This is a genomic window from Rhizobium herbae, from assembly GCF_019511375.1.
Classification (GTDB): Bacteria; Pseudomonadota; Alphaproteobacteria; order Rhizobiales; family Rhizobiaceae; genus Pararhizobium; species Pararhizobium herbae_A.
The window spans coordinates 308,911-333,340 of record NZ_JAEUAO010000003.1 but is presented as its reverse complement, the minus strand read 5'-3'; the positions used below and the strand labels follow the sequence as shown (position 1 = coordinate 333,340).

The window sequence follows — 24,430 nt, the reverse complement described above, 5'->3', positions numbered from 1 at the left end:
CTCCGATCAGCCGGTCCGGCGCGTCGCTGCGGCAGCGGGCTTGGATTTGGCCTTGGGCTTTGCAGCCTTCTGACGGGCCGCGCCCTTGTTGGCGTTTGCGGCGGTGCGCTTGGGTGCGGCCTCTTTTGCCCCCAGGCCGGCGCTTTCGCGCAGTGCCTGCAGAAGGTCACTGGGCTTCGAGGCGACCGGCGCCTTCTTCTTCGGCAGCGAACGGCCCTCGATCTTGGCTTTTACCAGTTCGGCAACGGCTGCCTCGTAGCGGTCCTCGAATGCGCTCGGGTCGAAGGTGCCCTTCTTGGTGCGGATGATATGTTCGGCAAGCTCGAGCATTTCGCCTTCGATCTTCAGGTCAGGCATCTCCTCAAAAGCCTTTTCCGATGAGCGGACCTCATAATCGAAGTTCAAGGTCGAGGCGACCAGGCCCCTGCTATGCGGGCGGATGAGCACAGTGCGCAGCCGCCGGAAGAGTACGGTCTTGGCGATTGCGGCGACCGCTTCCTCTTTCATTCCATCCCGCAAGAGCAGGAAGGCGTCTGTCCCCATCTTGTCGGGCGCCAGATAATAGGGCTTGTCGAAATAGATGGTATCGACCTGCGAGCACGGGATGAAGGCTTCGATCTTCAGCGTCTTGTCGCTCTCGGGCACTGCCGCGGCGACCTCTTCCGGTTCGAGCAGGACATATTGGCCGTTCTCGACCTCGTAGCCTTTGACCTGATCCTCTCGCTCGACGGGATCGCCGGTCTCGCTGTCGATGAACTCCCGTCTGACCCTGTTTCCTGTTTTGCGATTGAGGGTGTTGAAGGCGATGCGTTCCGACGAGGACGCGGCCGTATAGAGCGCCACCGGACAGGACACTTCTCCGAACTTGATGTAACCCTTCCAATTGGCTCTTGGACCCGCCATGACGTTGACACTCCGAGGCAACTCAAGCGATTCAAGCGATTGGACGGCGAATCGTTCCAGTCGAAACGAATCATTTTTCAATAGCTTGGCGCCAGCCGGCTGCGCGTTTCGCTACTCCGGCCTAGGCTCCTGTTTTCATGCATTTTCTTTGGGTCACAATCGCCGATACGTACGGTGAAATTCCATTGAGCCTTCACGGTGCCACAGATCGCTGAGCGTCGACGGCGCTGCTTTGATCGGGACGGTGCGAGCTATGTGCTGAGGAAGGACGTGAGGAAACTTTGTGTCTTCTCGGCGCACAGCGGGATGTCGCCGCGCGCTCTGCGATCGATTTGGCTGTCGCAGACTAGAAGTCTCCCGCCGCCGGTTTATCCAGCGACACCGGAATAGGACAGGTATTTTTGTACTGTCGGCAGGTCCAAGCGAAGAGGCATCAAAGCCAAGCTATGGCGGAGGAATCAATCACCCGGGTGCCGGACGGCACCCGGGTATTTACCTGTGAGGATCATTTGCGGTTGTTGATCGGGATGCGCTTTGCGTTTGCTGCAGCAGTTTCGCTTTTTGGCAAGGTTACCGTCAGCACCCCGTTCTTGAAGGTTGCCGCGACCTTGCCCTCGTCAATTTCGCGACCGAGGGCGAGACGCCGCTCAAAACGCCCGTAATAGCGTTCGCTGAACTGACGATCCTTGTCCTCGCTCTGTGAATTCTTCTCGCCGCGAAGCGTCAGGACACCGTCTTCCAGCAGGACCTCGACGTCTTTTTCCTCAAGACCGGGCAACTCAGCGGTTACCTGTATTTCCTTGTCAGTCTCGGAAAACTCGACACTGGGCCACGTACCGTTGCGAGGGGTCATGCCGCCAAACAATGAAGGCGCATCGAAACCCCGAAGGGTCTCGTCGAACAGCCGGTTGATGTTGCGATGCAGAGACAGGAACGGATCCACGTCATCCCTGCGCCCAAACGTCGGAACCTGGTTGTTGCCACGGTTCCAGGGGATCAAGTCACGTACACTCATCGTCGTTTCCTTTCTCGGTCTCTAACCTTCCTTTCTTTGCTCTCTGCGTGGCCGCAGCGACCCCGCCCTCGAGAGATTGGGTCGCGGGCCACGGTTTGCGTCAGGCCGCTACACTGCCTTCGATTTGTTTCGAAGGCTCTGTCGTCGGCGCAGCATCGATCGCGATCCGGCGCGGCTTCATCTCCTCGGGAATCTCCTTCGTCAGGTCGATGGTCAGCAGTCCGTTCTCAAGCTTCGCGCCATTGACGTTGACGTGGTCGGCGAGCTCGAAGCGCCGGACAAAGGGCCCCAGCGCCAGTGCGCGATGGAGATACTGCACTTCCTTGTTTTCGGGCTTGGCGCCGTTGATCACCAGCATATTCGGCTCGTGCGTGATCGTCAGTTCGTCGTCGCTATAGCCCGGGACAGCGATCACGATCCGGTAGCTGTCCTCGCCGAGCTTGACGATGTCATAGTGCGGCCCGTTGTCGCCGTCCTGCGGCAGTGCGGTCCGTTCCAGCAGGTCGAAAATACGATCGAAGCCGATGCTCGACCTGTAGAAGGGCGAGAAGTCCATATTCGTTCTCATAGCTACATCCTCCTTTGAGCAACATAGATACGAGGGAGAGCCAAGAAGCTCGGCGCTCCCTGACAGTGTCGGCCCATCTCAGCTGCCGACGCAAATGAGATGGGGATTCGATTGCGTCGCGTCAAGAGGGAAATCACCGCTATTCCAACGTATCAGGGCAGAAAGCCAATAATATTCAGTCAGTTAGCATTCGATGCACGCGAGTGCTAAAAAATTTTCGCCGTCCTCTTGAAACTGCAAAACAAGAAACCAGATCGATTGGGGCGCGATGCCGAAAAGATCGCTCGCCCCGCGTCGCAAACTTCGGATTCGACGCGGACAAACCTGTAAAACCTGTTTGTCCATGAGGAGAACGCCATGACGTTCCGTCCATTGCACGACCGAATCCTCGTCCGCCGCACTGAAGCCGAGGAAAAGACCGCCGGCGGCATCATCATCCCAGACACGGCGAAAGAAAAGCCCCAGCAAGGCGAGGTCATCGCCGTTGGTCCAGGCGCCCGCGATGACAGCGGCAAGCTGGTCGAACTCGATGTCAAAGTGGGCGACCGCATCCTGTTTGGTAAATGGTCCGGTACAGAAATCAAGCTCGGCGGTGAGGACTTCCTGATCATGAAGGAATCCGACGTGATGGGCGTGATCGAGACGGACGCATCGGCCAAGAAGGTTGCTTGATCAAGCTGGACTCGATCAGAGGGAGTAGAAAAAAATGGCTGCCAAGGAAGTGAGATTCCACACAGAGGCCCGCGAGAAGATGCTGCGCGGGGTCGATATTCTCGCCAACGCCGTCAAGGTCACGCTCGGCCCAAAGGGGCGCAACGTGGTTATCGACAAGTCGTATGGCGCACCCCGGGTCACCAAGGATGGTGTAACAGTCGCCAAGGAAATCGAGCTTGAGGACAAGTTCGAGAACATGGGCGCCCAGATGGTCCGCGAAGTAGCGTCGAAAACCAGTGACGTTGCCGGCGATGGTACCACCACGGCAACGGTTCTGGCTCAGGCGATTGTCAAGGAGGGCGCGAAAGCGGTCGCCTCCGGCATGAACCCGATGGACCTCAAGCGCGGCATCGACAAGGGCGTGAACGCCATTGTTCAAGAGTTGAAGACGAACGCGCGGAAGGTCACCAAAAACGACGAGATCGCCCAGGTGGGCACCATTTCGGCAAATGGCGACGTTGAGATTGGCCGTTTCCTCGCCGAAGCGATGGAAAAGGTCGGCAACGAAGGGGTTATCGCAGTCGAGGAAGCCAAGACCGCTGTGACGGAACTCGAGGTCGTCGAAGGCATGCAGTTCGACCGCGGCTATCTCTCGCCCTATTTCGTGACCAATTCCGACAAGATGCGGGTCGAGTTCGAGGATCCCTACATCCTGATCCACGAGAAGAAGCTTTCCAATCTGCAGGCGCTGCTTCCGGTGCTCGAAGCCGTCGTTCAATCTGGCAAGCCACTGCTGATCATCGCCGAGGATGTCGAGGGAGAAGCGCTCGCCACGCTCGTGGTCAACAAACTGCGCGGCGGCCTGAAGGTGGCTGCAGTGAAAGCGCCTGGATTCGGCGATCGTCGCAAGGCCATGCTCGAGGATATCGCCGTTCTCACGGGCGGTACGGCAATCTCCGAGGATCTCGGCATCAAGCTTGAAAACGTCACGCTGCCGATGCTTGGCCGTGCCAAAAAGGTCGTCGTCGAGAAGGACAACACAACGATCGTCGACGGCGCAGGTTCGAAGACGGAGATTCAGGGCCGCGTCGCCCAGATCAAGGCGCAGATCGAGGAGACCACATCGGACTATGACCGCGAAAAGCTGCAGGAGAGGCTCGCCAAGCTTGCCGGCGGCGTCGCGGTCATCCGCGTCGGCGGTTCGACCGAGGTCGAGGTGAAGGAGCGCAAGGATCGGGTCGACGACGCCATGCATGCAACGCGAGCGGCCGTCGAAGAGGGCGTGCTGCCCGGCGGTGGCGTCGCCTTGCTTCGAGCGGTCAGGGCGCTCGACGATATTCAGACTGAGAATCCCGACCAGAGACATGGCATCGAGCTCGTTCGCCGAGCAATCGAGGCGCCGGTGCGCCAGATCGCCGAGAATGCCGGCGCCGAAGGCTCGATCATTGTAGGCAAGCTGCGAGAGAATGCCGAATTCGGCTATGGCTGGAACGCCCAGACCAACGAGTTTGGTGATCTTTATGAGCAGGGCGTGATCGATCCGGTCAAGGTCGTTCGAACAGCGCTACAGGACGCGGCGTCGGTCGCCGGCCTGTTGATTACCACCGAGGCAATGGTCGCCGAGAAGCCGAAGAAGGACACAGCCGTCCCGCCGATGCCGGCAGCCGGCATGGACTTTTGACTGCAAAGAAAAGCCCGCGCCCCGATGGGCGCGGGCTTTTGGTAGACGAAGTGGAGAGATGCATTGCGCCTCAATCGGCGTGACGTTTCGATATCGCACCGGTGCGGGTGGAAGGAGCCGTAATTTTGGGCTCCGATGAGCCTGGACCCGAAGGCTCGCCCCTGCACCCGGGGAGGAAGATCGGGGACTCAAACAATGACCACGTGTTCGTCGAGATATGTTCGCCTATTCGCCGCACTTGTCCTCATGCTGGTTCCTGCCACGGCGGTGCAGCCGCAGGTCGCCGTCTCTGCAGCTACTCAACGGCCGCTCGCCGATGTTCTGGAGGGGATCACGCCGGCGGTCGTCAACATCGCCGTGAGGTCGCGTAGCGCCGCTGAAACCAATCCTCTTTACAACGATCCCTTTTTCCGCCGCTATTTCAACCTGCCGGAACAGCGGCAGCAGCGGCTGAGCGCGGGCTCTGGCGTCATCGTTGACGCCGACAAGGGCCATATCCTCACCAATCACCACGTTGTCGAAAACGCAGGTGAGATTGCGGTAACCTTGAAGGACCGTCGCCGCTTTATCGCCAAGCTGGTGGGCAGCGATAAGGCCACCGATATAGCATTGCTGAAGATCGACGCGGACAAACTGACGGCGCTGCCGTTTGGCGATTCCGGTGCCCTTCGGGTCGGCGACTCCGTTGTCGCGATCGGCAACCCGTTCGGGCTTGGCCAGACCGTCACCTCCGGCATAGTCAGCGCCCTGGGACGTGGCGGCATCAATGTCGAGGGCTACGAGGATTTCATCCAGACGGATGCGTCGATCAATCCGGGCAATTCGGGAGGCGCACTGGTCACCGCGGACGGGCTGCTGGTTGGCATCAACACTGCCATCATCGCGCCGGCCGGAGGCAATGTCGGTATCGGCTTTGCGGTTCCAATCGCAATGGCGTCGAGGGTGATGGAGCAACTGATCGAGCATGGAGAAGTCCGGCGCGGCCGCATCGGCATCTCCATCCAGGACTTGACACCCGACCTGGCCGAAGCGCTCGGCATCGAGCAAAGTTACGGCGCCGTCGTCGGCAGGGTTGAGCGCAATTCGCCGGCGGCCCACGCGGGACTTCAAGCTGGCGATGTCATCATTGCCGTCAACGATCGTAAAATCACCGGCTCGGCAGATCTGCGAAACCGTGTCGGGCTGGCGCAGGTCGGAGCTGACGTCAAGATCGAATACCTGCGCGATGGGGTGCCCAAAACGGTGACAGTTCGCATAGAGCCGGATCAAGCACTTGCCGAGCCCAGCGCCCTATCCACCCGCCTTGAGGGCGCTCAGTTCGAGGATGCGGCCGGCAACGTGGTCGTCTCCGGTGTTGAGGATGGAAGTGCCGCTGCACGATCGGGCTTGCGAGCGGGCGACGTGATCGTCGCCGTCAATCGGCGCCCCGTCTCGACCGTGGCGGAACTCGCAGCGGCGTTGAACGACGCCAGCGGTACGATCGCTCTCGATCTGTTTCGCGGTGGGTTGAAGCTCTTTTTGGTGATCCGATAGCTCGTTGTCCGACGCATGACGTAAATTGAATGTCGCGTGAATGGAGGAGAACAAGCACGATTGCTTTCGACTCCCGTCACACTCCTTGCACGATTCGGATTTCGGCTGAGGCCATGGCGTGGCCTATGCCTGGCTGTACGAGCGGCCGCCATCGAAGCGAGATCCAACGCACGCAATCTGCAGGGCAGCACTCGCGGGCGAGACTGATGTAGACACCGCCGGCGTGACGTTTGTCGACGTCACAAGACGGGCCAATCTTCTCGCACCTGGCAGCGAGGCGATCGTCGCCGGAGGCTGTGCGCTGGTGCATGCATGATCACTACATTGAGGCGACCTCAAGCGCGGAGCGTGAAGGCAGGGCACTCTGTGCGATGTCGTACAGTTGTTGTGGGCCCAGACGCCAGTGGGAAGCAACTTCGCGGCATCCAACGCAGGTTTTATCTCCGTTTGGGAGATATTGCTCTGCACAATAAGTCTTACTTTACATGCTCGGCGGTGCAATAATATTACTTTTCTTTTAAGTCTATTGTCGTTTGTTTTGGATTGACAAGCTAGGCTTATACTGTACTTTCAAGGCTCGTTGGTCAGATCAGATCTCAAATAACTTGTCTCTACATTTTAATCAGACGCAAGCCGCGTCCCTTATCCGTGCCAATTGTGTCGCGTCTTGAACGGAGAATTCAATGATGAAGCAGGTTGTCGAGTACCAGGGTATTCCGGTTGGCGTTCTCATGCCGCGTGACGGCTGCCTTTCCTTCATGGCGGTGAAATACGATGTCATGGAGCTTGATGGCGAACGCTTTTCGTCGGCTGCCGAAGCGCGCGAGGCCATTCGGATCCATGTGAGAGGACGCGACCCAGGTATGCGGGGTGGCACTGACGCATTTCCCGTTGGTGGATCATCCCGATAGAGAACTGCAGCCACAAGTCTTGACCAGACACGATTGACCGAACGCTCGAGTGGTCCCCGGTGGATCCTCGGGCCAGACAGTTACGCGATCGGCAAAGTGCGCACTCTGCGGTCCACCATAGATTGCGAGACTGGGCATGCGAGGCAGGGCCGCCGCACATGGCTGGGTGGCGGCTCAACTGCCACGGGTCCTTGGCGGGTATATTGATCATCCTTTCGGTCGCGCCACTCACGAAAGCAAGCCTCCGAGACACACACACGCAATTGCTGGGGACGTCGGGATGCTCGGGGTAACAGCGATGTTTCCTTTTTCATCGATTGTGATTCGTTGGCCTCGGAACCAATGCGAATTTTTGAGGTTGTTGTTGATCATTGTGATCCAGGAATTTCATGACGTAAGCCTTTGGGCCCGCTGTCTCCGACCGCGGGCCCGTTTGTGAGGCGCCACGCGAGACTCCCCGGAACCATGTCCTTGCCCGCGTCGTTGTATCGGCATTGACAACCAAGGAGGAAGTTATGAAGAAACTGATCATGTCCGCCGTATCGCTGTTCCTCGCGCTCGGCGGCGCCGCCAATGCACAGACAACGACGGTTACCGTTCCCGGAGAGGTACGGACATACGTTCTTGAGCAAAAGACACCATCGGCCACGTTCGAAGGCGATCTTGCCGTCGGCACGGCGCTTCCCGAGACGGTCGAGATCCACACGATCCCGGATCAGCCCGACTATGGGTATGTGATCGTCAACGACAAACGCGTGCTGGTCAATCCGAAGACCCGCACGGTGGTCGAAATCATCCAGTGAGGTGAGATGTTATTGCGGGCCCGGTTTCCTGGCCCGCAATCGGCCCCTACCAGTCTACCTTGGTCCAGATCAACGACCATTCATGCTTGCCGCCTTCGTCATGGGTGTATTGTCCGTGCGCTGGGATAGTGTCGCGCCATATGTTGGCGACGATCCAATCGGTGGGAGCGACACCCGGTAGGCCCACTGTCCTCAGAGTTTCCTGCAACTCCGCCAGCGTCGTCACCCTCTGAATGTCCTGCCGGCCACGCGCCCGGAGCGTCCAGGCGTAGTGCGTCATCGGATGCCGTGACCTTGCCGCCGAGCCCCAGTTGCGTGGGTCGGCGGTGGCTGGGCGGAGCCCGATTGCCGTCTCCTGGATGTGGGTTGTTGTTCCTCTTGATAGGCTAGGGCATGGTCGCATACGACCTTGGTCAGCGCCTTCAGCGTTTCCCACTTGTCCCATCCAGCGGCGGTGAATTCATCGATCAGGTCGACGATCGAGTAGTTCAGGGCCTTTTGCAGCTCAGTGCGGTAGCCGGGATCGCCGATCGGAAGGCGTTTCGAATGGGGCGTTTCCATGGTGATCTCCTTTATAAGGAAAACATAAAATAGGCGCCTTTGTTCCAAGCGTCAGCAAGGAACAAACGCGCCAAAACTCTTTTTTGGCTCTGGCGATCTCGGCCGCCTTCGAACTTCGTCCTAACCGACCAGTTCAATGGCGCGAGCGGCGATCCGCCCGTAGATGTCGTGAACCGGCTCACGCAACTGAAAAGCGCGGCGGACCCCACGGGGCAGAAGCGCCTTCAGGTGCTCGCGACCCGAATCCATGCCCACAATGGGTGCGTACGGCGCCATCGCACGGTGTTGATCGCCGGGATAAAGGCGCGCGAATTCACCGAAGTTCGCGAAGCCTTCGATGTTGTTGGCCGTGAGAAGGAACGTCTCGGCCGAGACGCCCTCGGCCAGGATCACGTCATGGCTGTCGAGCACGATCTGGTAATACTCGATTGTCTCGCGGTGCGGAGCAGGTGCAATCGAAGTCCCGTTGACCAGGTCCTTCACCCTTATCAGTACGCCATCCATCAACAGCGCGTGGCCGGGAGAGAGATAGAGATCCCGACGAGGCGTGCTGTGGCCAAGGGCGTGGCGGCAGATGCGGATCGGCACGACGGCATCGTTCCAGGATGAACCGTTCCGCTGGTAGGCGTGGCGCCCGATAAATTTGACCGCCCGGGCTTTGCCTCCCACCGTTTCGACGCGATCGCCTATGTGAAGATCCTCGATGAAGACCTCGCCTGTCGGGGTCATGATGGAGGTGCCTCGCAGAAAGCACATCGGGCTGCCGCCGGACTGGCCGTGCCCTCCCGACTGGCCATGCCCCCCGGAGGGCCCATGGCCCTGGCCAGGGGAACCGCCGCCGGTTTTCCACCACGCCTTTCCCTTGGCATGTGCAGTCGAAGGAGACAAAGCCGCTGCGACGAGAGCGATTTTTGCTGTCGCCGCAGTCGCGAGTCCGAGGAAGTGGCGCCGCGCGCGATTAGGCTGCACATTCGGTTCGTTGTCTGACATGAACTCTCCCTTTCGGAGTTGCGCCGCTTTTAACATCCTTGGATTGTGCGCCAAGTCGTGCTGCTTGAATATCGCCCTAAACGGGTGATAGCCGTACTTCAAAGAGGGTATTTCGGCAGCAGCAGTCCCAGAGCTACTGACGCGGACGCATTCGATCAGCCAAGCTGGCCGCTTGTCTCTGCCGCGCCGTCCGGGGTTTCGATGAGGCGCCTATATTCCGCCTCTGGCAGACCGTAGGAACCGCCGGCGATGTCTTCGAGTTTTGCCCGGTTAACAATGCGAATATTTCCCCGTGTCGCCCTGATGGCATGCAAGCCCTCAAGTATATGAAGCTGGTCCGTCACGCCTGACCGCCGCACGCCGAGCATCAGCGAGAGAAATTCGTGGGTTAGCGGCAGGTCATCGCCATCGAGGCGATCGTGGCACATCAACAGCCAGCGGGCGAGCCGTTCGTGCATGCTGTATCGGGCGTTCGCCAGCGCCAAATGCGCAAGCTGCGTCTCGCAGCATTGAACATAGCGCAAGAGCATGTCCCGGACGGCCGGATGCTCGGCAAACACGGCGCGCAGAGCATGGACAGGCACTTTGATGCCGCTGCCGGCCGTCTGCATGAACGTGCGATGCATGCTCGTCTCCGTCATCAGCAGCACATGGTAGCCTGTCATTCCTTCGCGGCCGACATGACCTACCTCGACGGTCTCGGCGTCGGACGATTCAGCGATGACGGACGCCAGTCCGCTTTCGATGAAGCAGACGTGCGACGTCATTTGATTGGCTTCGACCAGCACATCCTTGAGGGCGAGGTCGATCCGTTCCATCTTGCGGCTCAAGACCATGAACGCCGTGGGGCGCATCCTCCTGAGCAGCCTGTTTTTCACCTCGGATTGCGGAATCATGAACATCGGACGCTCCGATCAAGTCGAGCCCGGCTGCATACCAAACGCCGTTGGAAAGAATAAGGGCGGGTTTCTCTCGCGCATGGGCCCGCGGCGATAACCGACCATCTTCTAGCGTCCAGTTGCGGGATACTGAGGCTCTGCTCCATCTGTCGATTTTCTCCTCTCACGCGCCGTGTACTGATTGCCCTGCGGGTATCGCGCTCCGGCGCTCTATCCCCGGGTACCTCGCTGGTCGAGATCGGCGCCCTCCTAGTCAAACGAGTCCAACAACTCGTCGAGGTTCACTGTAGCGAACGCCACTGTGCTATCCGCGACGCCGTACGGCAGAAACAGCAGGCCCGAATGGACAAGTGCGCCGCAGCTGTAGACTACATTGGGAACATAGCCTTCCCGCTCGGCGTCCGGCGGGGACAGAAGCGGCACCCGAGAGCGTCCGAGCACTCGGGCCGGATCGCTTTTGTCGAGAAGCATTGCACCGAGCGCGTATTTTCGCATCGCCCCGACGCCGTGCGTCAATACCAACCACCCCTGCTCGGTTTCGATCGCAGCGCCACAGTTGCCGATCTGGACTAATTCCCAGGGATACACGGGGCCCGCTAGATGCGTGCCGTCTTCCCAGTGCAAAAGATTATCCGAACGCAGCAGATAGAGATTTTCGTGGTCCTGGCGTCCGATCATCGCGTACGCGCCATCGATGCGCCGCGGAAAGAGCGCCATGCCCTTGCCGCCTGCGGCAGGTCCTGAAATCGGGTGCATTTCGAAGCGTTGGAAATCGCGGGTGACCAGCAGCTCGGAGGCAATGGCCGTGCCGCTGAAAGCGGTGTAGGTGCCATAATAGACCGGCGGCTCGCCGTCTTCTTCAAAGCGCACCAGCCGCAGATCTTCGAGCCCGTTGCGTTGTGCCGCAGTCACTGGAAACAGCACTGTTTCATGCATTGCCGAGGTCGGATGACGGGTCAGGCATACAGTGCCATCAGGCGTCGTCTCAGGATGGGCGGTAACCGCAAAATGGCTGCCCTCGGAGAGGCTGATGTCTCCTTCGGCTGTCAATATGCCTTCCCTGAACGTGATGGAGGAGATGTGGCCTTCGCCGACTGTCCGCAGCGACATAAGAAACCGCAGCTCTCCCTCATTCAGGCCGCACTGGTCGGGATGCGGTATGACGCTTGGGTTCAACACCGCCGCTGACTCGAAAGAGTATTCGTTGCAGAAATACGCGCCAATCAAGGCTCGCTCGGCCTCCCGTAAGGGACCAGGAAGATCCAACTCTCGCGCTATACTTTCGTAGCGTTGTTCGAAGACCAGGCGCACCTCGCGGTGGCGGTTTTCGAAATCAGCAAGCACCAGTGAAAGTTCCGCCTGCACCGTGCGATTGTCCATGGATTGCACCTGTTCGACTATCCGTCGAACCCTGGACTTTGCGTTGGGCGAGCGGGGCTCCGCTACCTGGAAATCCCGTATGACCACGCGTGCAGGATTCGGCCGGATGCGAAGCGGATGGGGCTTGACGAGTGACATCAGCTGGTCCTGGCGAGATCGGGTGCGGAAACCGTGCGAGTGGCGCGCTGCAATTTTCGCATGGCAGCGACGGAGAACTGGAACGACAGGATCGATTCCGCCCCTTGGTTGAGGTTGACGCGGTCGACCTCAAGGCCGTCATAGCAGCTGCCGCCGACGAGAGCGAGGCGCGAGGCAAGGTCATTCTCGCCCAGATACCAGGCAAAGGCGGCTTCAGCATGCTCGATCCAGTCCTGGTTTGCTTTGGCTTCATGCGCGCCGAGACAGGCTTCGATAGTCGCCCACGCCTCCACTGGCTGCTGGTCGAAAGCGCGTGGCGCACTGTAGGCTTTCCCGAAGCTTTCCGTGCCGACAGGCCGGAATTGCCCGCTGGCGGCTGTTTGCTGTGCGATCAGCCAGCGGAGGGCCGCAAGGCCGTCCGAGGTCATCGGATTCCGGCCGAGGAGGTGGCCGGCCCGGATTAACGCCTCGGGCAGACGGGCGTTGTCATAAGCCAACGTTGGTTCGAACCAGGTCCATCGCTCTCGGCGTCCCTGTCGGAACAGGTGGTGCAATGTGGTTGCAAACCGCTCGAGAAGTCGCCGGGCGGGACGGTGCCCTGGATAAATTTTCAGGTAGCGGCAGGTGCCAAGCACAGAAAATGCCATTGCCCTGGGACTTTGCAGATGATCGCTTGCGGATATTACCCTGTCGGCGAGTGCGGTGGCCCAGAGTTTCACTCCATCGTCATTCGTCGCTGCCGCGGCACGTCCGAGCGCCCAGAGGGCGCGGCCGTGGCTGTCTTCGGAGCCTTGCTCCTCCAGCCAGTTGCGGCGATAGTCCATGAAGTTGCGGAACCGCGATGTTTCCTCATTCCAGGCGGAATCGACGAAGGAAGCGCAGACGCCGGCAATGCGTCCGGCACGCTCCGGTTCAATGCCTTCCGCGCCAAGTTCCACCGCCAGCATAAGAGCGCGCGCGTTGTCATCGAGACAATAACCATGACGCCGGTCGGGAGTGCTCCACCGGCTATGCTGAAGCATGCCGCAGCCATCGGTCATTCGGTCTATGGCGGCGAGGGTTGAGACCGGTGGGGCACTGCCCGTCGGGCGCAAGCTCAAGATCCGGCCAGGCACCGGGTTTCTCGTTCTCGCCTCGCCAAACAAGGTCAGGTAGGACTGGCCGATCACAGGCCAGACCATTTGTCGGCTGGCGCGATAGGCCTTGCTGCGCAACCGGTCGCGTTTCCCGTGGTTTGTCAACAAATCCCCGATCGTCTCCGCGAGGGCGCCGGGGTTGGCGAAAGGCACCAACGCGCCCGTTCCGTTCGCAAGCAGTTCGCGAGCGTGCCAATAGGGCGTGGAAACCACGGCTTTGCCCATGCCAACCGCGTAAGACAGCGTACCGCTCGTGATCTGCGTCTCATTCAGGTAGGGGGTGACATAAATATCGGCAGCAGAGAGCCAGGCCTGCAGTGTTGCGGTGTCGACATATTCATTGACGAAACGCAAATGACCGGCAACGGCGAGCTCTTCGGCCCGGGCGCGGAGTTTATCCCGGTAAGCTTCCCCCTCCGAGGCGAGAAGGTGTGGGTGGGTAGCCCCCAGGACAACATAAATCAGATCCGGATGGGCGGCGACCAGTGACGGAAGCGCCTCGATCATGATTTCAATTCCCTTGTTTTCCGACAGAAGCCCGAAGGTCAGTACGACCTGGCATCCCTCCAGACCAAACCGGTCCTTATGGATGGCCGGATCGAGGAACGGCAGATCGGGAATGCCGTGTGGAATAACGGCAATCTTTTGGCGCGGCACGCCCCAGCTCCTGATCAGTATCTCCTGGCCCATTGCCGTCATGACGACAAGCCGTGAAGAATGATGGGCGAGCGCTTGCATCACCCGTCGCTGCTCCTCGGTCGGTGAACTCACCACGGTATGCAACGTGGTGACCACCGGCGCACGCATGGGCTCGACCAGCTTCAGCAGGTACTCGCCCGCTGCGCCACCGAATATCCCGTATTCATGCTGGATCGAGACAATGTCGGGGTTGAGGGCGTTGATATGCTCGGCCGCGGCGAGATAGCTTTCCGGCTGGTTCTGGCTTATCTCGTAGCCGACCGTGGGTGGGTAGGCATGCTGCTGACCAGGATCGTTCATCGCTATCAAACTGAGCCGGAGCGATGGTTTTGCTCCCGTCAGTGCCGATTTCAGATCGGCGCTAAAGGTTGCGATCCCGCATCGGCGTGGGGGAAAGTTGCCGATCAGGGCGACGTGCCGGATCGAGGGCATGGCGATCGACGGAGTCACGGTGTTATCCTCCGGGCATACGCGCTGGCAGGGGCCACATTCACGCGGCTGCTCCTCTGCTGCGTATGATGTGCACAAACTGCTTTCGCGGATCAAAGTTCCCCATTGACCAATTCGGCGCCGAGACTCTTGACCAGCTCCTCGCAACTGCACCGCCGCCGAGGTGCTTCTGAATGGCAATTGTCCCGACACCGCCGGAGCACGGCTCCCGAAGCCGCTGATGCGGATAGCGTCGGCGAAGCTCATGCCGGCGTCCGCAGCGCGGCGCCGATCGCCTCTAAGCAGAGTTCTGCCTGTGCCTGCGCGTCGACTGGCGATCGGATCCGAGGCTGGGTGGCTAGCACCGGGGCGCTTCGATGGTTCGAGCCTCTTGGAAAATTTCTCCGGTAACTTTGGTCGTTTCACCGAGTTGCGCGTTTAGCATGGAGAGGACGAACAGGAGACCATCATGAGCAAGATCTATGACCTTTCCGACTTTTCCGAAGAGGAACTGAATACGCTCATCGAAGAAGCAACGACGCTGCAAAACGCCAGGCGTGAGAGCCGTGAACGGGAGCGTCCTACGGATACGGATGGTTCGAAAGGGCAGGATGTGAAAGACCCGGACCACGGCGCGATCCCGACGCCGACGCCGCGCGACGTCAAGGACGCTGGCCCTGAGCATGGAGTGCCCGAATAAAGCGGGCGGGTGGGGCGCACACGTTTATCGCGAAATTCTCCGCATTGCGCTGCTATACCCTGGCCGCCGGGCCCTTGACTCCAGCAAGCTTTCGTTTTACGACTGACGAAAATCAAAATTCGTCAGTCGTAAATCGAAAGCTGGCACATGGACGATATCGCGGACACCCTGGAAGCCACCCGGCAGGAAAACGTCACCCGCATCCTCGACGCCGCGGAGCGCCTCTTTCGCCACTACGGCTACTCCAAGACCACGGTAGCCGATGTGGCGCGCGATCTCGGCATGTCGCCGGCCAACATCTACCGCTTCTTTGCCTCCAAAACGGAAATCCATCAGGCCGTGTGCGGTCGCATGCTCGCGGGCAGCTATCAGCAGGCCCTTGAGATTTCGCTGTTGCCGATCAGCGCCGCCGATCGCCTGCGCAAGTATCTCCACACTCAGCATCAGCTTGTTCTGGCGACGATGCTTGATGAGGAAAAGGTGCATGAAATGGTCGTCGTCGCCATGGAGCGCGACTGGCATGTCATCGAAAAGCATATCGACCGCATGCATGAGGTGGTCGAGAAAATCATCCGGGAGGGTATCCAGGCCGGTGAATTTGCCGAGCAGGATGCCGCCGTCGCGTCCCGCTGTTTCGGGGCGGCGACGCTCAATCTGTGCCATCCGCAAATGGTGGCGCAATGTCTCGCCAAGCAGAACCGGGCAATGCCCGATGAACTCGTCGAATTTGTCATCAAGGCGTTGCGATGAACGCAAGCCCAGCGGCGCCGTTTCAATTTGTTTGTTTTAGGAATACGAAATGTTCTCGACCAGCCATAGCCGTGCCCGCATGCTGCCAGCCACCCTTCTTGCGGCCGTGCTCCTTACGCTTACCGCCTGCTCGCAGGAGAAGACCGAGGCGGGGACGATTATCCGCCCGGTCAAAGTGGTCGAGATCGCGCAGGCGAGTGACGCTCGCACGCTCAACTACTCCGGAGCGGTGCGCGCCCGCGTCGAAATGAACCTCGGCTTCCGCATCAACGGCAAGATCAGCGAGCGCCTCGTCGATATAGGCGACAGGGTAAAGGCCGGTGAACTGCTCGCCCGAATGGATCCCGCCGATTACGGGCTTGCGGTGCAAAGCGCCAGGGCAAGCCTCGATGCGGCCGAGCGGCAGGTCGAGACCACAGCGTTGGCACGCAACCGCGCCGAACGGCTCTTCGCCAAGAACGTCTCGTCGAAGGCGCAACTGGAACAGGCGACACTCAGCTACGACCAGGCGGTTGCCTCTCGCGATTCAGCCCGGTCGGCGCTCGACCAGGCGAAGAACCAGGTCAATTACACCGATTTGAAGTCCGATCAGAACGGCATCGTCACCGCGGTCAATGCCGATGTCGGTCAGGTCGTCGGTTCGGGAACGCCAGTTGTCACCGTCGCGGTCGATGGTGAAAAGGAAGTACTGATCGCAATCCCGGAGGTGGACATCGCCCAGTTCAAGCCGGGGAAAACGGTGAAGGCAAGCTTCTGGTCCGATACGTCCCTGACGCTGCAGGGTCAGGTGCGGGAGGTCGCAGGCAGCGCCGACCCGCAGTCGCGTACGTTCGCCGTCCGTGTCAGCCTGCCGAACGATCCCAAGGTTCTGCTTGGCATGACTGCCAATATCGAAGCCTCCGCCGACAGCGCACGCCAGCTTATCGCCATCCCGTTGACCGCTCTGGCCAAGAAGGATGATCAGCCGATTGTCTGGACGGTCGATCGCGCAACCGAAACGGTGCATTCCCGCGTGGTTACCGTCACCGATTTCACCGGCGATGGGGTGCGCGTCGCCGAAGGGCTGAAGCCGGGCGACGTCGTTGTTTCCGCCGGCACGCAGTTCATGATCGAAGGCCTCAAGGTGAAGCTCGAAGGTATGGCCGGCAAGCAATCGGCGGCAGCCGACGCTGCCACTCTGACGCGTTGAACCCCGGTTTGAACGAGAACGGAACGAAGCCGATGGCCATCTCCACCGATCAGAAGCAGTCCTCCTTCAACCTGTCTCGCTGGGCGATCGAACACCCGAGCATTGCGCGGTTTCTGTTCGGCCTGATCCTGATCACCGGCGTTCTCGGCCTGATGCGAATGGGCCAAAAGGAAGATCCGGATTTCACCTTCCGAGTGATGGTCGTGCAAGCGATCTGGCCGGGCGCCTCGATCCAGGAAATGCAAGACCAGGTCGTCAACAAAATCGAGCGCAAACTGCAGGAGACGCCGCATCTCGATTTCGTCCGCTCCTACACCCGCGCCGGCAGCGCCATCATCACGCTGCAGATCGAGGGTGACACCGATGCCGAGCAGGTAGCCGATGCCTTCTACCAGGTTCGCAAGAAGGTCGGCGATATTGAGAACGAACTGCCACAAGGTCTGCTAGGGCCCTATTTCAACGACGAGTTCGGCGATACCTTCATTACGCTTCATTCGCTGAGTGGCTCCGGCTACAGCTATCCCGAACTGAAGAAATTCGCCATCCAGGCGCGAGACATGCTTTTGTCGACGCCCGGCGTCGAGAAGGCCGTTATCATCGGCGACCAGCCGGAGAAGATATACATCGACATTTCCTCCAAGGTGCTCGCCCAGCGCGGGCTGACGCTAACGGACGTGCAGAACGCCATCAGGGGGCAGAACAATGTCGATCCGGCGGGCTCCGTCGATACCGGCACCCGCTCCGTCCGCATTGCCGTCGATGGTGGCGTCACACGGATATCCGACATTCGTGAGCTTCGGCTGAGAGCCGGCAACCAGATCACGCGGCTCGGCGATATTGCGACCGTAACCTCCGGCCTCGAAGATCCCTATCAGCGCAAATACCGGTTCAACGGCGAGGACAGCGTTCAGCTCGGCGTCGTCATGGCAAAAGGCTACAAGGTCACCGACGTCGGCGCCGCAGTTGAGGAAGCCTACAAGCGCTTCGAGACTGCGCTGCCCTATGGCGTCAAGGTCGAGCAGATCTCCAATCAGCCGGAAGTCGTGACGGAGGCGGTGAGCGAATTTATGCATGCTCTCGGCGAGGCGCTGGTGATCGTGCTCGTCGTATCATTCCTGTCGATCGGCTGGCGCTCTGGCCTGGTGATCGCGATCGCCATTCCGCTGGTGCTCGCAGCCACCTTCGCCATCATGTACGAACTCGGCATCGACCTGCAGCGCATCTCGCTCGGCGCCCTGATCATTGCGCTCGGTCTGCTTGTCGACGACGCGATGATCGTCGTCGAGATGATGGAGCGCAAGCTCGAGGAGGGGCTGCACAAGGTCGATGCGGCAAGTTTCGCCTATACCTCGACGGCTTTCCCGATGCTAACCGGCACGCTGATCACCACGGCCGGTTTCATCCCCGTCGGTTTTGCCGCCTCCACCGCAGGCGAATATGTGCGCTCGCTGTTTTATGTCGTTGGCATCGCGCTTGTCGTGTCGTGGTTCGTGGCGGTCTACTTCACGCCTTGGCTTGGCTATTTGATCCTCAAGCAGCGAAAGCACGCCGGCGAGCATCACGACGTCTTCGATACGCGCTTTTACCGCCGGCTGCGTGCCACCGTCGGCTGGGCCGTACGCCATCGCATCGTCGTGCTTACCCTAACGATGATTAGCTTCGCGACCAGTCTCTGGGCTTTCCAGTTCATTCCGAAGAACTTCTTCCCGCAGTCGTCGCGCCCCGAAATCCTCGTCGATCTATGGCTGCCGGAAGGCACGAGCATCGGCCAAGTCGAGGCGCAGGCCAAGGCGCTGGAAGCGAAGATGATGGACGATCCGGACAAGAAGTTCATCGCCACGTATATCGGTGAGGGCGCACCGCGCTTCTTCCTGCCGCTCGACCAGCAGCTGCGCAATCCCAACTTCGCCCAGCTTCTCGTCATGGCCAACGACGAACCGGCACGCGAGCGGCTGATCGTCAAGCTGCGGACCGTCCTTGCCGAGGAGTTCCCTTCAATCCGCAGCAAGGTCGATCGCCTGTTCCTCGGGCCGCCGACCGGCTGGCCGGTTCAGATGCGCGTCATGGGTCCGGATCGCGCCGAAGTCCGCCGGATCGCCGATCAGGTCAAGGCAAAGTTTGCCGAAAACGTTGAGCTGGGTGCGATCCATGACGATTGGCTGGAGCCGGTGTCCGCGATGAAACTGGTGATCGACCAGGATCGCGCTCGCGCCCTTGGCGTCACATCGCAGCGCATTCGCCAGATGCTACAGGCTGCGACGGCAGGCGCTCCCCTCGATAACCTGCGCGATGGTGAGGAAACTGTGTCCATCGTCGCCCGTGAACCAGAGACGAGCCGTCACCTGCTTTCGGCGGTGGATTCGGTCTATATCCCGACGGATTTCGGCGGTTTCGTACCCCTGTCGCAAGTCGCCAAGGTCGTCCCGGTGCTCGAGCAGGGCATCGAATGGCGCCGCAATCGCCTGCCGACGATCACCGTGCGCGGCACGCTGCCGGACGGGGTGCAGCCGAACGACGTGGCGATGAAGTTGTATGCCGATCTCAAGCCGCTGCGCGACGGTCTGGCGCCGGGCTATACGGTCGAAATCCAGGGAGGCGCCGAGGATTCGGCCAAGAGCCAACAGTCGATCGCCGACAAGGCGCCGATCATGCTTGCCGTCATCGTCGTGCTCTTGATGATCCAGCTGCAGCATTTCGGCAAGGCAATGCTGGTGCTTGCAACCGGTCCGCTCGGCATCATCGGTGCGGCCGCAGCCCTCCTGATCAGCGGCGCGCCTTTCGGCTTCGTCGCCATCCTCGGCGTCATCGCGCTGCTCGGCATCATCATGCGCAACTCGATCATCCTCGTCGACCAGATCGACCAGGACATCGCCGCCGGCATGGAGCGGTCGGAAGCGATCATCGGTTCGGCCGTGCGCCGCTTCCGGCCGATCGTGCTGACGGCAATGACGGCTGTGCTCGCTCTCATCCCGATTTCGCGCGGCGTTTTCTGGGGACCGCTCGCCTTCGCCATGATGGGTGGCATCCTTGTCGCTACCGTGCTGACGATCCTCGTCCTGCCTGCCGGCTACGCCCTGTTCTTCGGTAAGGAACAGAAGAAACAGGCCTCCGAACCCGAGCAGACGAACAAGGAACCGGAGGATGATGCGATCTATCCGGCATCCCTGGCCGCCGAATAGCAGCCGAATCGGCATTGAGCACCACAAGCGTGTTATTCGTTTTCGGCGGTACTCAATCGATTTATGGGTTTAGGAGACCCCCGCTACGCGCATAGCGCATGGCTGCTCTGCAAAATTCTGCCTACTATTTGAGCGGAAACCTTGTATAGTCAAATCATCGAAGCGATGCACCTCCTCCCGCAAAGCTTCGATTGTAAGTGTCCTTACTCCTCCTCCCAGAGGGCACTTGCGGAATGGCGGCACTCCTCCTCCCAGCCGCCGTTCGGTTCTTTTTGAAAGCCTGCCGCACCTCCTCCCGCGGCAGGCTTTTTCGTTTCTGGGTTCTCGCCCGTTCCCTTCCAGCCGCCTGCCACGAAGCGCTGCGGCGCGGGGGCCGCGTCCGTGCCAGGGACGTACGCCACGCGGCGGCCCAAAACGCGACCGGGAATTCGTTTCCACGTTCGTCTGCATTTGGCTCATGCCCTTGCGGTGACCGCCGCCAATGTTTCCTCAAGCACCGCGAGCAAATGGTCGGCGTCCCGCCGCGAGAAGATCATAGGCGGCCGCATCTTCAGCACGTTGTCATGCGGCCCTTCCGTGCCGATCAGCACGCCGCGCTGCCGTGCACCGTTGGAGACGGCCCGGGCGAAGTCTGTGGCGGGCGGCTTGGTCTTGCGATCCTTTACCAGTTCGATGCCAAGGAATAGCCCCATGCCGCGCACATCGCCGATGGCTTCGTAGCGTTGCTGCATCGCACGGAAACCGGCCATCAGGTAGTTGCCCACCTCGAGCGCCTGGCGGCGCAGGTTGTCGCCTTCGATGATATCGAGCACGGCAAGGCCGACGGCGCAGGACACCGGGTTGCCGCCGAACGTGTTGAAATATTCCATGCCGTTGTTGAAACTGTCGGCGATATCGCGCGTCGTGACGACGGCTGCCAGCGGATGACCGTCGCCGATCGGCTTGCCCATGGTGACGATGTCGGGCACGACCCCTTGCGTCTCGAAGGCCCACCAATGGCTGCCGACCCGGCCAAAACCGACCTGCACTTCGTCGGCGATGCAGACGCCGCCCGCCTCGCGCACCATGCGGTAGACTTGCTCAAGGTATCCGTCGGGCAGGAACACCTGGCCGGCGATGCTCGGAATGGATTCAGCCATGAAGAAGGCGGGCGTTTCACCCTTTGCCCGCATCATCGCGATCAGCTCGCCAACGCTCTCGGCGAAACGCGTGCCGTGTTCCTCGACCGGCCAATCTGCCGGCGCATGATAGCTATCGGGAACCGGCGCGACATGGACATGCGGCCTCTGACCCTTGCCGCCCTTGCGCTGGAACTTGTAGGGACTGATATCGATCAGTTCCTGCGTCGTGCCGTGATAGGCCCAGTCGAGCACGATCGCGTTCTCGCCGCCGGTATGGGCGCGCATCAGGCGCAGTGCCAGGCTGTTTGCCTCCGAACCGCTGTTGACGAAGCCGGCAACCGACAAATCCCCCGGCATGGTCGCCGTCAGCCGCTCGGCATAGGCGACGATGTTGTCATGCAGATAGCGGGTATTGGTATTGAGGGTCGCGGCCTGCCTTGCCATGGCCTCGACCACAGCCGGATGTGCATGGCCGATGTGGCAGACATTGTTGAAGCAGTCGAGATAAGCCCGGCCGCGATCGTCGATCAGCCAGACGCCTTCGCCACGCACGAACTTGATCGGCTCGTCATAGGAGATCGACAGGTTCGGCAATAGCAATTCCCGGCGGCGCCTGACGATTTCTTCGCGAGACCGGCCTTTTTGTTCGTAAAACTCCGGCGCAATGCCGGCGAAGGCATTGGCGTCGGGAAAAAGTTCTGCCCAGACATCGAGATAGCGCTCCTCGCCAACGCCGAGAATTTCGGTTGCGGAGAGGCTGGTGTCGGTGGAAATCTGCAGGTGCAGGTGCGGCGCCCAGCCGCCGTTTTCGTCTGGAGCGCCCATTTTTCCCACCAAAGCTCCGGCTTCCAGGCGGTCACCGGATTTCAACCGGTCGACGGCTTCGTGGGCAAGGTGCCCCCACAGCGTGACGAAGGCCGGGCAACCCGCCGGCTCGTGGCGGAGCGCGATCAGGCAGCCGTATCCGAGCGGCTCCTGTTCGACCTCGACGCTGACGACGGTGGCGGCCATCGGCGTGTAGACTCCGGTGCCGGCCGGCATGAAGAGGTCGAGACCGAGATGTCGGGTGCGGCGGGTGTTGTCGATCAGCCTTGATACGAACATCTCGCCGGAATAGACCGTCCGTGCCTCGCCCCAAGGACCGATGCCGAGGTCGACACCGTGTTCGCGGCAAGAGGCCTCCCAGATCGACTGTGCCTCATACGGCTGCTCGGCGGCCGATTTCACCGTCATCGGATGTGCCGGATCGCCATAGGGCACGAGAGCGGCGGGATAGGTTGCGGCCGGCCTATCGAGCACCGGCTGCAGTTCCTTGCGGTTCTCGGCAATCCATGTCGTCACGGTCCGCGCGCCCGGCACGGTCTCGAAACCGCAGGCATGGCGCAGGATCGCAATCGCAAAGCGCGGGTTCATGGCGTCGAGCTTGCGCAGCAGTGTCCATGCCGGTTTCTCGCTGATGGCGAGATACGGATTTCCGTCGGTGTGGGCGCGGCGCGACGCCGAGATCGTCACCGAGGTCACCAGCCGCATCGCGATCAGGTCGAAGAGCGGAGCGATTTCTTCCTCAAGCAGCGGATATTCCGCATGAAAACCGCGCGCAATGGCGGCGGCAGCGCCGATCGGGTCGGCATGGTCGAGACCGGCATAGGCGGCGGCGATCGCGATCTCGGCAATCACAGGCGCATAGAGCGCATCGCCGAAATCGATCACGCCGGCGATGCGATCGTGATTGGCGTCGTCGACGAGCACGTTCCAGTCATTGGCGTCATTATGGATGACCGCTGAGCGCAGCTTCGGCAGCATCGGCACGACCTTGGTTTCGAAGCGGGCCAGAAACCGTTCGAGCAGCGCGCGGTCGTCCGCATCGGCGATATGGTGGAGCCTTTGGGCCGAACGGCCAGCATTGCAGAGATTCCAGTCGAGATCGCGCAGCGCGCCGGGATGCATGAACCCTTTCAGCGCCGCATCGAAGCGACCAAGGAGGCGCCCGAGCGATTCCAGCGCCGCATCGCTTCGGGACGCTTGGGCAAGCGGAACGCCGTGCACCCAGCCGACGAGCCGCAGCAGGTGGCGAACGCCATGCCCGCTCGTGGTCTCTGCGAGGCTGGCGCCTGACACGGTCTTGCGGATATGCGGTACCGGAAGATCCGGCGCATGCACACCGAGATGTCCGAGAAGTGCCGTCTGGAATTCGCTCTCAACCAACGGTTCGGCGGCATTGACGATCTTCAGGATATAGATCTTGCCGTCACTGGCGACGACCTTGAAATTCTGGTCGCGCTCGCTGTCGAGCGGCGACAGCGAGCCCTCGAGACCGTAGTGCTCGGCCAGCAAAAGCCTTGCCTGCTCGATCGAAAAATCCGGTGTGGTCTGAAGCATGTCGTTCATGGGAATCCCTCTTCTGTCGATCAGAGTTGCACGAGGGGCTGCCGCATGCATCCGGCATTATGCCGGTTGCGGCGGCACAATGTTTATAATAACCGTCATCTTGTCGGCGGCAGCGATGAGCGGAAACATGCAGGACACAGACGAGATCGATCGGGCCATCCTCAGCATCCTGTCGCGGGAGGGCCGCGTTCCGATGAAATCGTTGGCCGGGCGGATCGGGCTCTCGAGAAGCACCACGACGGAGCGCGTCAGCAGACTCGAAAGGAAAGGCATCATCCGCGGCTATCGGGCCGATATCGGCCAGCTGGACGAGGGGCAGATCCACGCCTTTCTGCTTCTGACGCTGAAGCGCACGCCGTCGATCGGCGTGCTCGATCGCCTGGCCGGTTTCTCCGCAGTGCGGAAGGTATCGTCCGTAAGCGGCCAGCTCGATCTCGTCGTCGAGGTCGAAGTCGGGTCGATCAATGCGCTCAACGAATTGAGAAACGAAGTGGCCACACTCGACAACGTCGAAGATCTGACGACCGCAATCGTGCTTCGGCGCGACATCGAACGAAGCTGACGCCCCGCTTGACTTTGCTGCGCGTGCTAACAAGATAGGGTGTCAGGCAAAACGCAGGAAGATTCTGCGCTTTCAAGCGGATCGCGCTGTTGCTCTGGTCATTCGGCACGTGTTCTTCCTGCAAAACCGGGCTCATTCCTCCCGATACTGTCCTTGAAAATTTTGAAAGTCTTTCGCTTTCGCCGTCGAAATGGACGTCTAGCGATCCGCATCACGAACCCGCACAATTGAAAAACCGTAA

At 60.4% G+C, this 24,430-nt stretch carries 20 protein-coding genes; 10 read left to right on the top strand and 10 right to left on the bottom strand.

Going from position 1 to position 24,430, the window contains the following annotated elements:
- Nucleotides 1–6: 6 nt before the first annotated feature.
- The 3 genes from JNB71_RS14575 to JNB71_RS14565 all read right to left on the bottom strand — a co-directional run bounded on the left by JNB71_RS14575 (nt 7) and on the right by JNB71_RS14565 (nt 2,486).
- On the bottom strand, nt 7–903 hold the full coding sequence (locus tag JNB71_RS14575) for a Ku protein (RefSeq protein ID WP_220372529.1): 897 nt from the start codon (nt 901–903) through the stop codon (nt 7–9).
- 505 nt (nt 904–1,408) lie between these two features.
- Entirely contained in the window at nt 1,409–1,918 is a 510-nt protein-coding gene (locus JNB71_RS14570; RefSeq protein ID WP_220372528.1) for an Hsp20/alpha crystallin family protein, read from the bottom strand.
- Between the two features lie 100 nt (nt 1,919–2,018).
- Nucleotides 2,019–2,486, bottom strand: coding sequence for an Hsp20 family protein (locus JNB71_RS14565; protein WP_220372527.1), 468 nt, complete (start codon nt 2,484–2,486; stop codon nt 2,019–2,021).
- A gap of 357 nt (nt 2,487–2,843) precedes the next feature.
- Here JNB71_RS14565 and groES point away from each other — a divergent pair, with 357 nt between their 5' ends.
- From groES to JNB71_RS14540, 5 genes are all read left to right on the top strand, one after another.
- Complete coding sequence (gene groES / locus JNB71_RS14560) at nt 2,844–3,158, top strand: co-chaperone GroES (protein ID WP_220372526.1); 315 nt, start codon at nt 2,844–2,846, stop codon at nt 3,156–3,158.
- A 34-nt stretch (nt 3,159–3,192) separates the two neighbouring features.
- Nucleotides 3,193–4,821, top strand: a complete 1,629-nt coding sequence (gene groL / locus JNB71_RS14555) for a chaperonin GroEL (RefSeq protein WP_220372525.1) — start codon at nt 3,193–3,195, stop codon at nt 4,819–4,821.
- A gap of 195 nt (nt 4,822–5,016) precedes the next feature.
- The gene (locus tag JNB71_RS14550) at nt 5,017–6,354 is read left to right on the top strand and encodes a DegQ family serine endoprotease (protein ID WP_220372524.1); all 1,338 of its coding nucleotides are present in this window, start codon (nt 5,017–5,019) and stop codon (nt 6,352–6,354) included.
- A gap of 683 nt (nt 6,355–7,037) precedes the next feature.
- The gene (locus JNB71_RS14545; RefSeq protein ID WP_220372523.1) at nt 7,038–7,265 is read left to right on the top strand and encodes a hypothetical protein; all 228 of its coding nucleotides are present in this window, start codon (nt 7,038–7,040) and stop codon (nt 7,263–7,265) included.
- 515 nt (nt 7,266–7,780) lie between these two features.
- Nucleotides 7,781–8,068: a DUF1236 domain-containing protein gene (locus tag JNB71_RS14540; RefSeq protein ID WP_220372522.1), complete on the top strand. Its 288-nt coding sequence runs from the start codon at nt 7,781–7,783 to the stop codon at nt 8,066–8,068.
- Between the two features lie 46 nt (nt 8,069–8,114).
- Here the strand turns inward: JNB71_RS14540 and JNB71_RS14535 are convergent, their stop codons facing one another.
- The 6 genes from JNB71_RS14535 to JNB71_RS14510 form a co-directional block, all read right to left on the bottom strand.
- Nucleotides 8,115–8,348 carry a hypothetical protein gene (locus JNB71_RS14535; protein WP_220372521.1) on the bottom strand — a complete coding sequence of 78 codons (234 nt, stop codon included), beginning with the start codon at nt 8,346–8,348 and terminating at the stop codon, nt 8,115–8,117.
- Entirely contained in the window at nt 8,345–8,629 is a 285-nt protein-coding gene (locus JNB71_RS14530; RefSeq protein WP_220372520.1) for a hypothetical protein, read from the bottom strand. Before JNB71_RS14530 ends, JNB71_RS14535 begins: the two co-directional genes overlap by 4 nt.
- A 120-nt stretch (nt 8,630–8,749) precedes the next feature.
- On the bottom strand, nt 8,750–9,385 hold the full coding sequence (locus JNB71_RS14525; RefSeq protein WP_220372931.1) for a Hint domain-containing protein: 636 nt from the start codon (nt 9,383–9,385) through the stop codon (nt 8,750–8,752).
- Nucleotides 9,386–9,774: 389 nt separating this feature from the next.
- Entirely contained in the window at nt 9,775–10,521 is a 747-nt protein-coding gene (locus JNB71_RS14520; protein WP_220372519.1) for a Crp/Fnr family transcriptional regulator, read from the bottom strand.
- A 246-nt stretch (nt 10,522–10,767) separates the two neighbouring features.
- Nucleotides 10,768–11,898: a glycoside hydrolase family 130 protein gene (locus JNB71_RS14515; RefSeq protein WP_223215856.1), complete on the bottom strand. Its 1,131-nt coding sequence runs from the start codon at nt 11,896–11,898 to the stop codon at nt 10,768–10,770.
- A gap of 137 nt (nt 11,899–12,035) precedes the next feature.
- Nucleotides 12,036–14,567 carry a glycosyltransferase family 4 protein gene (locus JNB71_RS14510; protein WP_220372517.1) on the bottom strand — a complete coding sequence of 844 codons (2,532 nt, stop codon included), beginning with the start codon at nt 14,565–14,567 and terminating at the stop codon, nt 12,036–12,038.
- Between the two features lie 202 nt (nt 14,568–14,769).
- Here JNB71_RS14510 and JNB71_RS14505 point away from each other — a divergent pair, with 202 nt between their 5' ends.
- The 4 genes from JNB71_RS14505 to JNB71_RS14490 all read left to right on the top strand — a co-directional run bounded on the left by JNB71_RS14505 (nt 14,770) and on the right by JNB71_RS14490 (nt 20,118).
- Nucleotides 14,770–15,000, top strand: a complete 231-nt coding sequence (locus tag JNB71_RS14505; RefSeq protein ID WP_220372516.1) for a hypothetical protein — start codon at nt 14,770–14,772, stop codon at nt 14,998–15,000.
- 147 nt (nt 15,001–15,147) lie between these two features.
- On the top strand, nt 15,148–15,750 hold the full coding sequence (locus JNB71_RS14500; RefSeq protein WP_220372515.1) for a TetR family transcriptional regulator: 603 nt from the start codon (nt 15,148–15,150) through the stop codon (nt 15,748–15,750).
- Nucleotides 15,751–15,799: 49 nt separating this feature from the next.
- Entirely contained in the window at nt 15,800–16,939 is a 1,140-nt protein-coding gene (locus JNB71_RS14495; RefSeq protein ID WP_220372514.1) for an efflux RND transporter periplasmic adaptor subunit, read from the top strand.
- Between the two features lie 32 nt (nt 16,940–16,971).
- On the top strand, nt 16,972–20,118 hold the full coding sequence (locus JNB71_RS14490; protein WP_220372513.1) for an efflux RND transporter permease subunit: 3,147 nt from the start codon (nt 16,972–16,974) through the stop codon (nt 20,116–20,118).
- Nucleotides 20,119–20,573: 455 nt separating this feature from the next.
- Here the strand turns inward: JNB71_RS14490 and JNB71_RS14485 are convergent, their stop codons facing one another.
- The gene (locus JNB71_RS14485; protein WP_220372512.1) at nt 20,574–23,627 is read right to left on the bottom strand and encodes an aminotransferase class III-fold pyridoxal phosphate-dependent enzyme; all 3,054 of its coding nucleotides are present in this window, start codon (nt 23,625–23,627) and stop codon (nt 20,574–20,576) included.
- A 79-nt stretch (nt 23,628–23,706) separates the two neighbouring features.
- On the opposite strand from JNB71_RS14485, the gene JNB71_RS14480 reads away from it, so the two are divergent.
- Nucleotides 23,707–24,189: an Lrp/AsnC family transcriptional regulator gene (locus JNB71_RS14480; protein WP_220372511.1), complete on the top strand. Its 483-nt coding sequence runs from the start codon at nt 23,707–23,709 to the stop codon at nt 24,187–24,189.
- Nucleotides 24,190–24,430 lie beyond the last annotated feature (241 nt).

What these genes read in the sequence shown, in the direction of transcription:
- JNB71_RS14485 (WP_220372512.1), bottom strand. Translation starts at nt 23,627, where the DNA reads ATGAACGACATGCTTCAGACCACACCGGATTTTTCGATCGAGCAGGCA.
- JNB71_RS14530 (WP_220372520.1), bottom strand. Translation starts at nt 8,629, where the DNA reads ATGGAAACGCCCCATTCGAAACGCCTTCCGATCGGCGATCCCGGCTAC.
- JNB71_RS14535 (WP_220372521.1), bottom strand. Translation starts at nt 8,348, where the DNA reads ATGACGCACTACGCCTGGACGCTCCGGGCGCGTGGCCGGCAGGACATT.
- JNB71_RS14520 (WP_220372519.1), bottom strand. Translation starts at nt 10,521, where the DNA reads ATGTTCATGATTCCGCAATCCGAGGTGAAAAACAGGCTGCTCAGGAGG.
- JNB71_RS14575 (WP_220372529.1), bottom strand. Translation starts at nt 903, where the DNA reads ATGGCGGGTCCAAGAGCCAATTGGAAGGGTTACATCAAGTTCGGAGAA.
- JNB71_RS14510 (WP_220372517.1), bottom strand. Translation starts at nt 14,567, where the DNA reads ATGAGCTTCGCCGACGCTATCCGCATCAGCGGCTTCGGGAGCCGTGCT.
- JNB71_RS14525 (WP_220372931.1), bottom strand. Translation starts at nt 9,385, where the DNA reads ATGTGCTTTCTGCGAGGCACCTCCATCATGACCCCGACAGGCGAGGTC.
- JNB71_RS14500 (WP_220372515.1), top strand. Translation starts at nt 15,148, where the DNA reads ATGGACGATATCGCGGACACCCTGGAAGCCACCCGGCAGGAAAACGTC.
- JNB71_RS14515 (WP_223215856.1), bottom strand. Translation starts at nt 11,898, where the DNA reads ATGGACAATCGCACGGTGCAGGCGGAACTTTCACTGGTGCTTGCTGAT.
- JNB71_RS14480 (WP_220372511.1), top strand. Translation starts at nt 23,707, where the DNA reads ATGTTTATAATAACCGTCATCTTGTCGGCGGCAGCGATGAGCGGAAAC.
- JNB71_RS14540 (WP_220372522.1), top strand. Translation starts at nt 7,781, where the DNA reads ATGAAGAAACTGATCATGTCCGCCGTATCGCTGTTCCTCGCGCTCGGC.
- JNB71_RS14505 (WP_220372516.1), top strand. Translation starts at nt 14,770, where the DNA reads ATGAGCAAGATCTATGACCTTTCCGACTTTTCCGAAGAGGAACTGAAT.
- JNB71_RS14495 (WP_220372514.1), top strand. Translation starts at nt 15,800, where the DNA reads ATGTTCTCGACCAGCCATAGCCGTGCCCGCATGCTGCCAGCCACCCTT.
- JNB71_RS14565 (WP_220372527.1), bottom strand. Translation starts at nt 2,486, where the DNA reads ATGAGAACGAATATGGACTTCTCGCCCTTCTACAGGTCGAGCATCGGC.
- JNB71_RS14545 (WP_220372523.1), top strand. Translation starts at nt 7,038, where the DNA reads ATGATGAAGCAGGTTGTCGAGTACCAGGGTATTCCGGTTGGCGTTCTC.
- JNB71_RS14570 (WP_220372528.1), bottom strand. Translation starts at nt 1,918, where the DNA reads ATGAGTGTACGTGACTTGATCCCCTGGAACCGTGGCAACAACCAGGTT.
- groL (WP_220372525.1), top strand. Translation starts at nt 3,193, where the DNA reads ATGGCTGCCAAGGAAGTGAGATTCCACACAGAGGCCCGCGAGAAGATG.
- JNB71_RS14550 (WP_220372524.1), top strand. Translation starts at nt 5,017, where the DNA reads ATGACCACGTGTTCGTCGAGATATGTTCGCCTATTCGCCGCACTTGTC.
- groES (WP_220372526.1), top strand. Translation starts at nt 2,844, where the DNA reads ATGACGTTCCGTCCATTGCACGACCGAATCCTCGTCCGCCGCACTGAA.
- JNB71_RS14490 (WP_220372513.1), top strand. Translation starts at nt 16,972, where the DNA reads ATGGCCATCTCCACCGATCAGAAGCAGTCCTCCTTCAACCTGTCTCGC.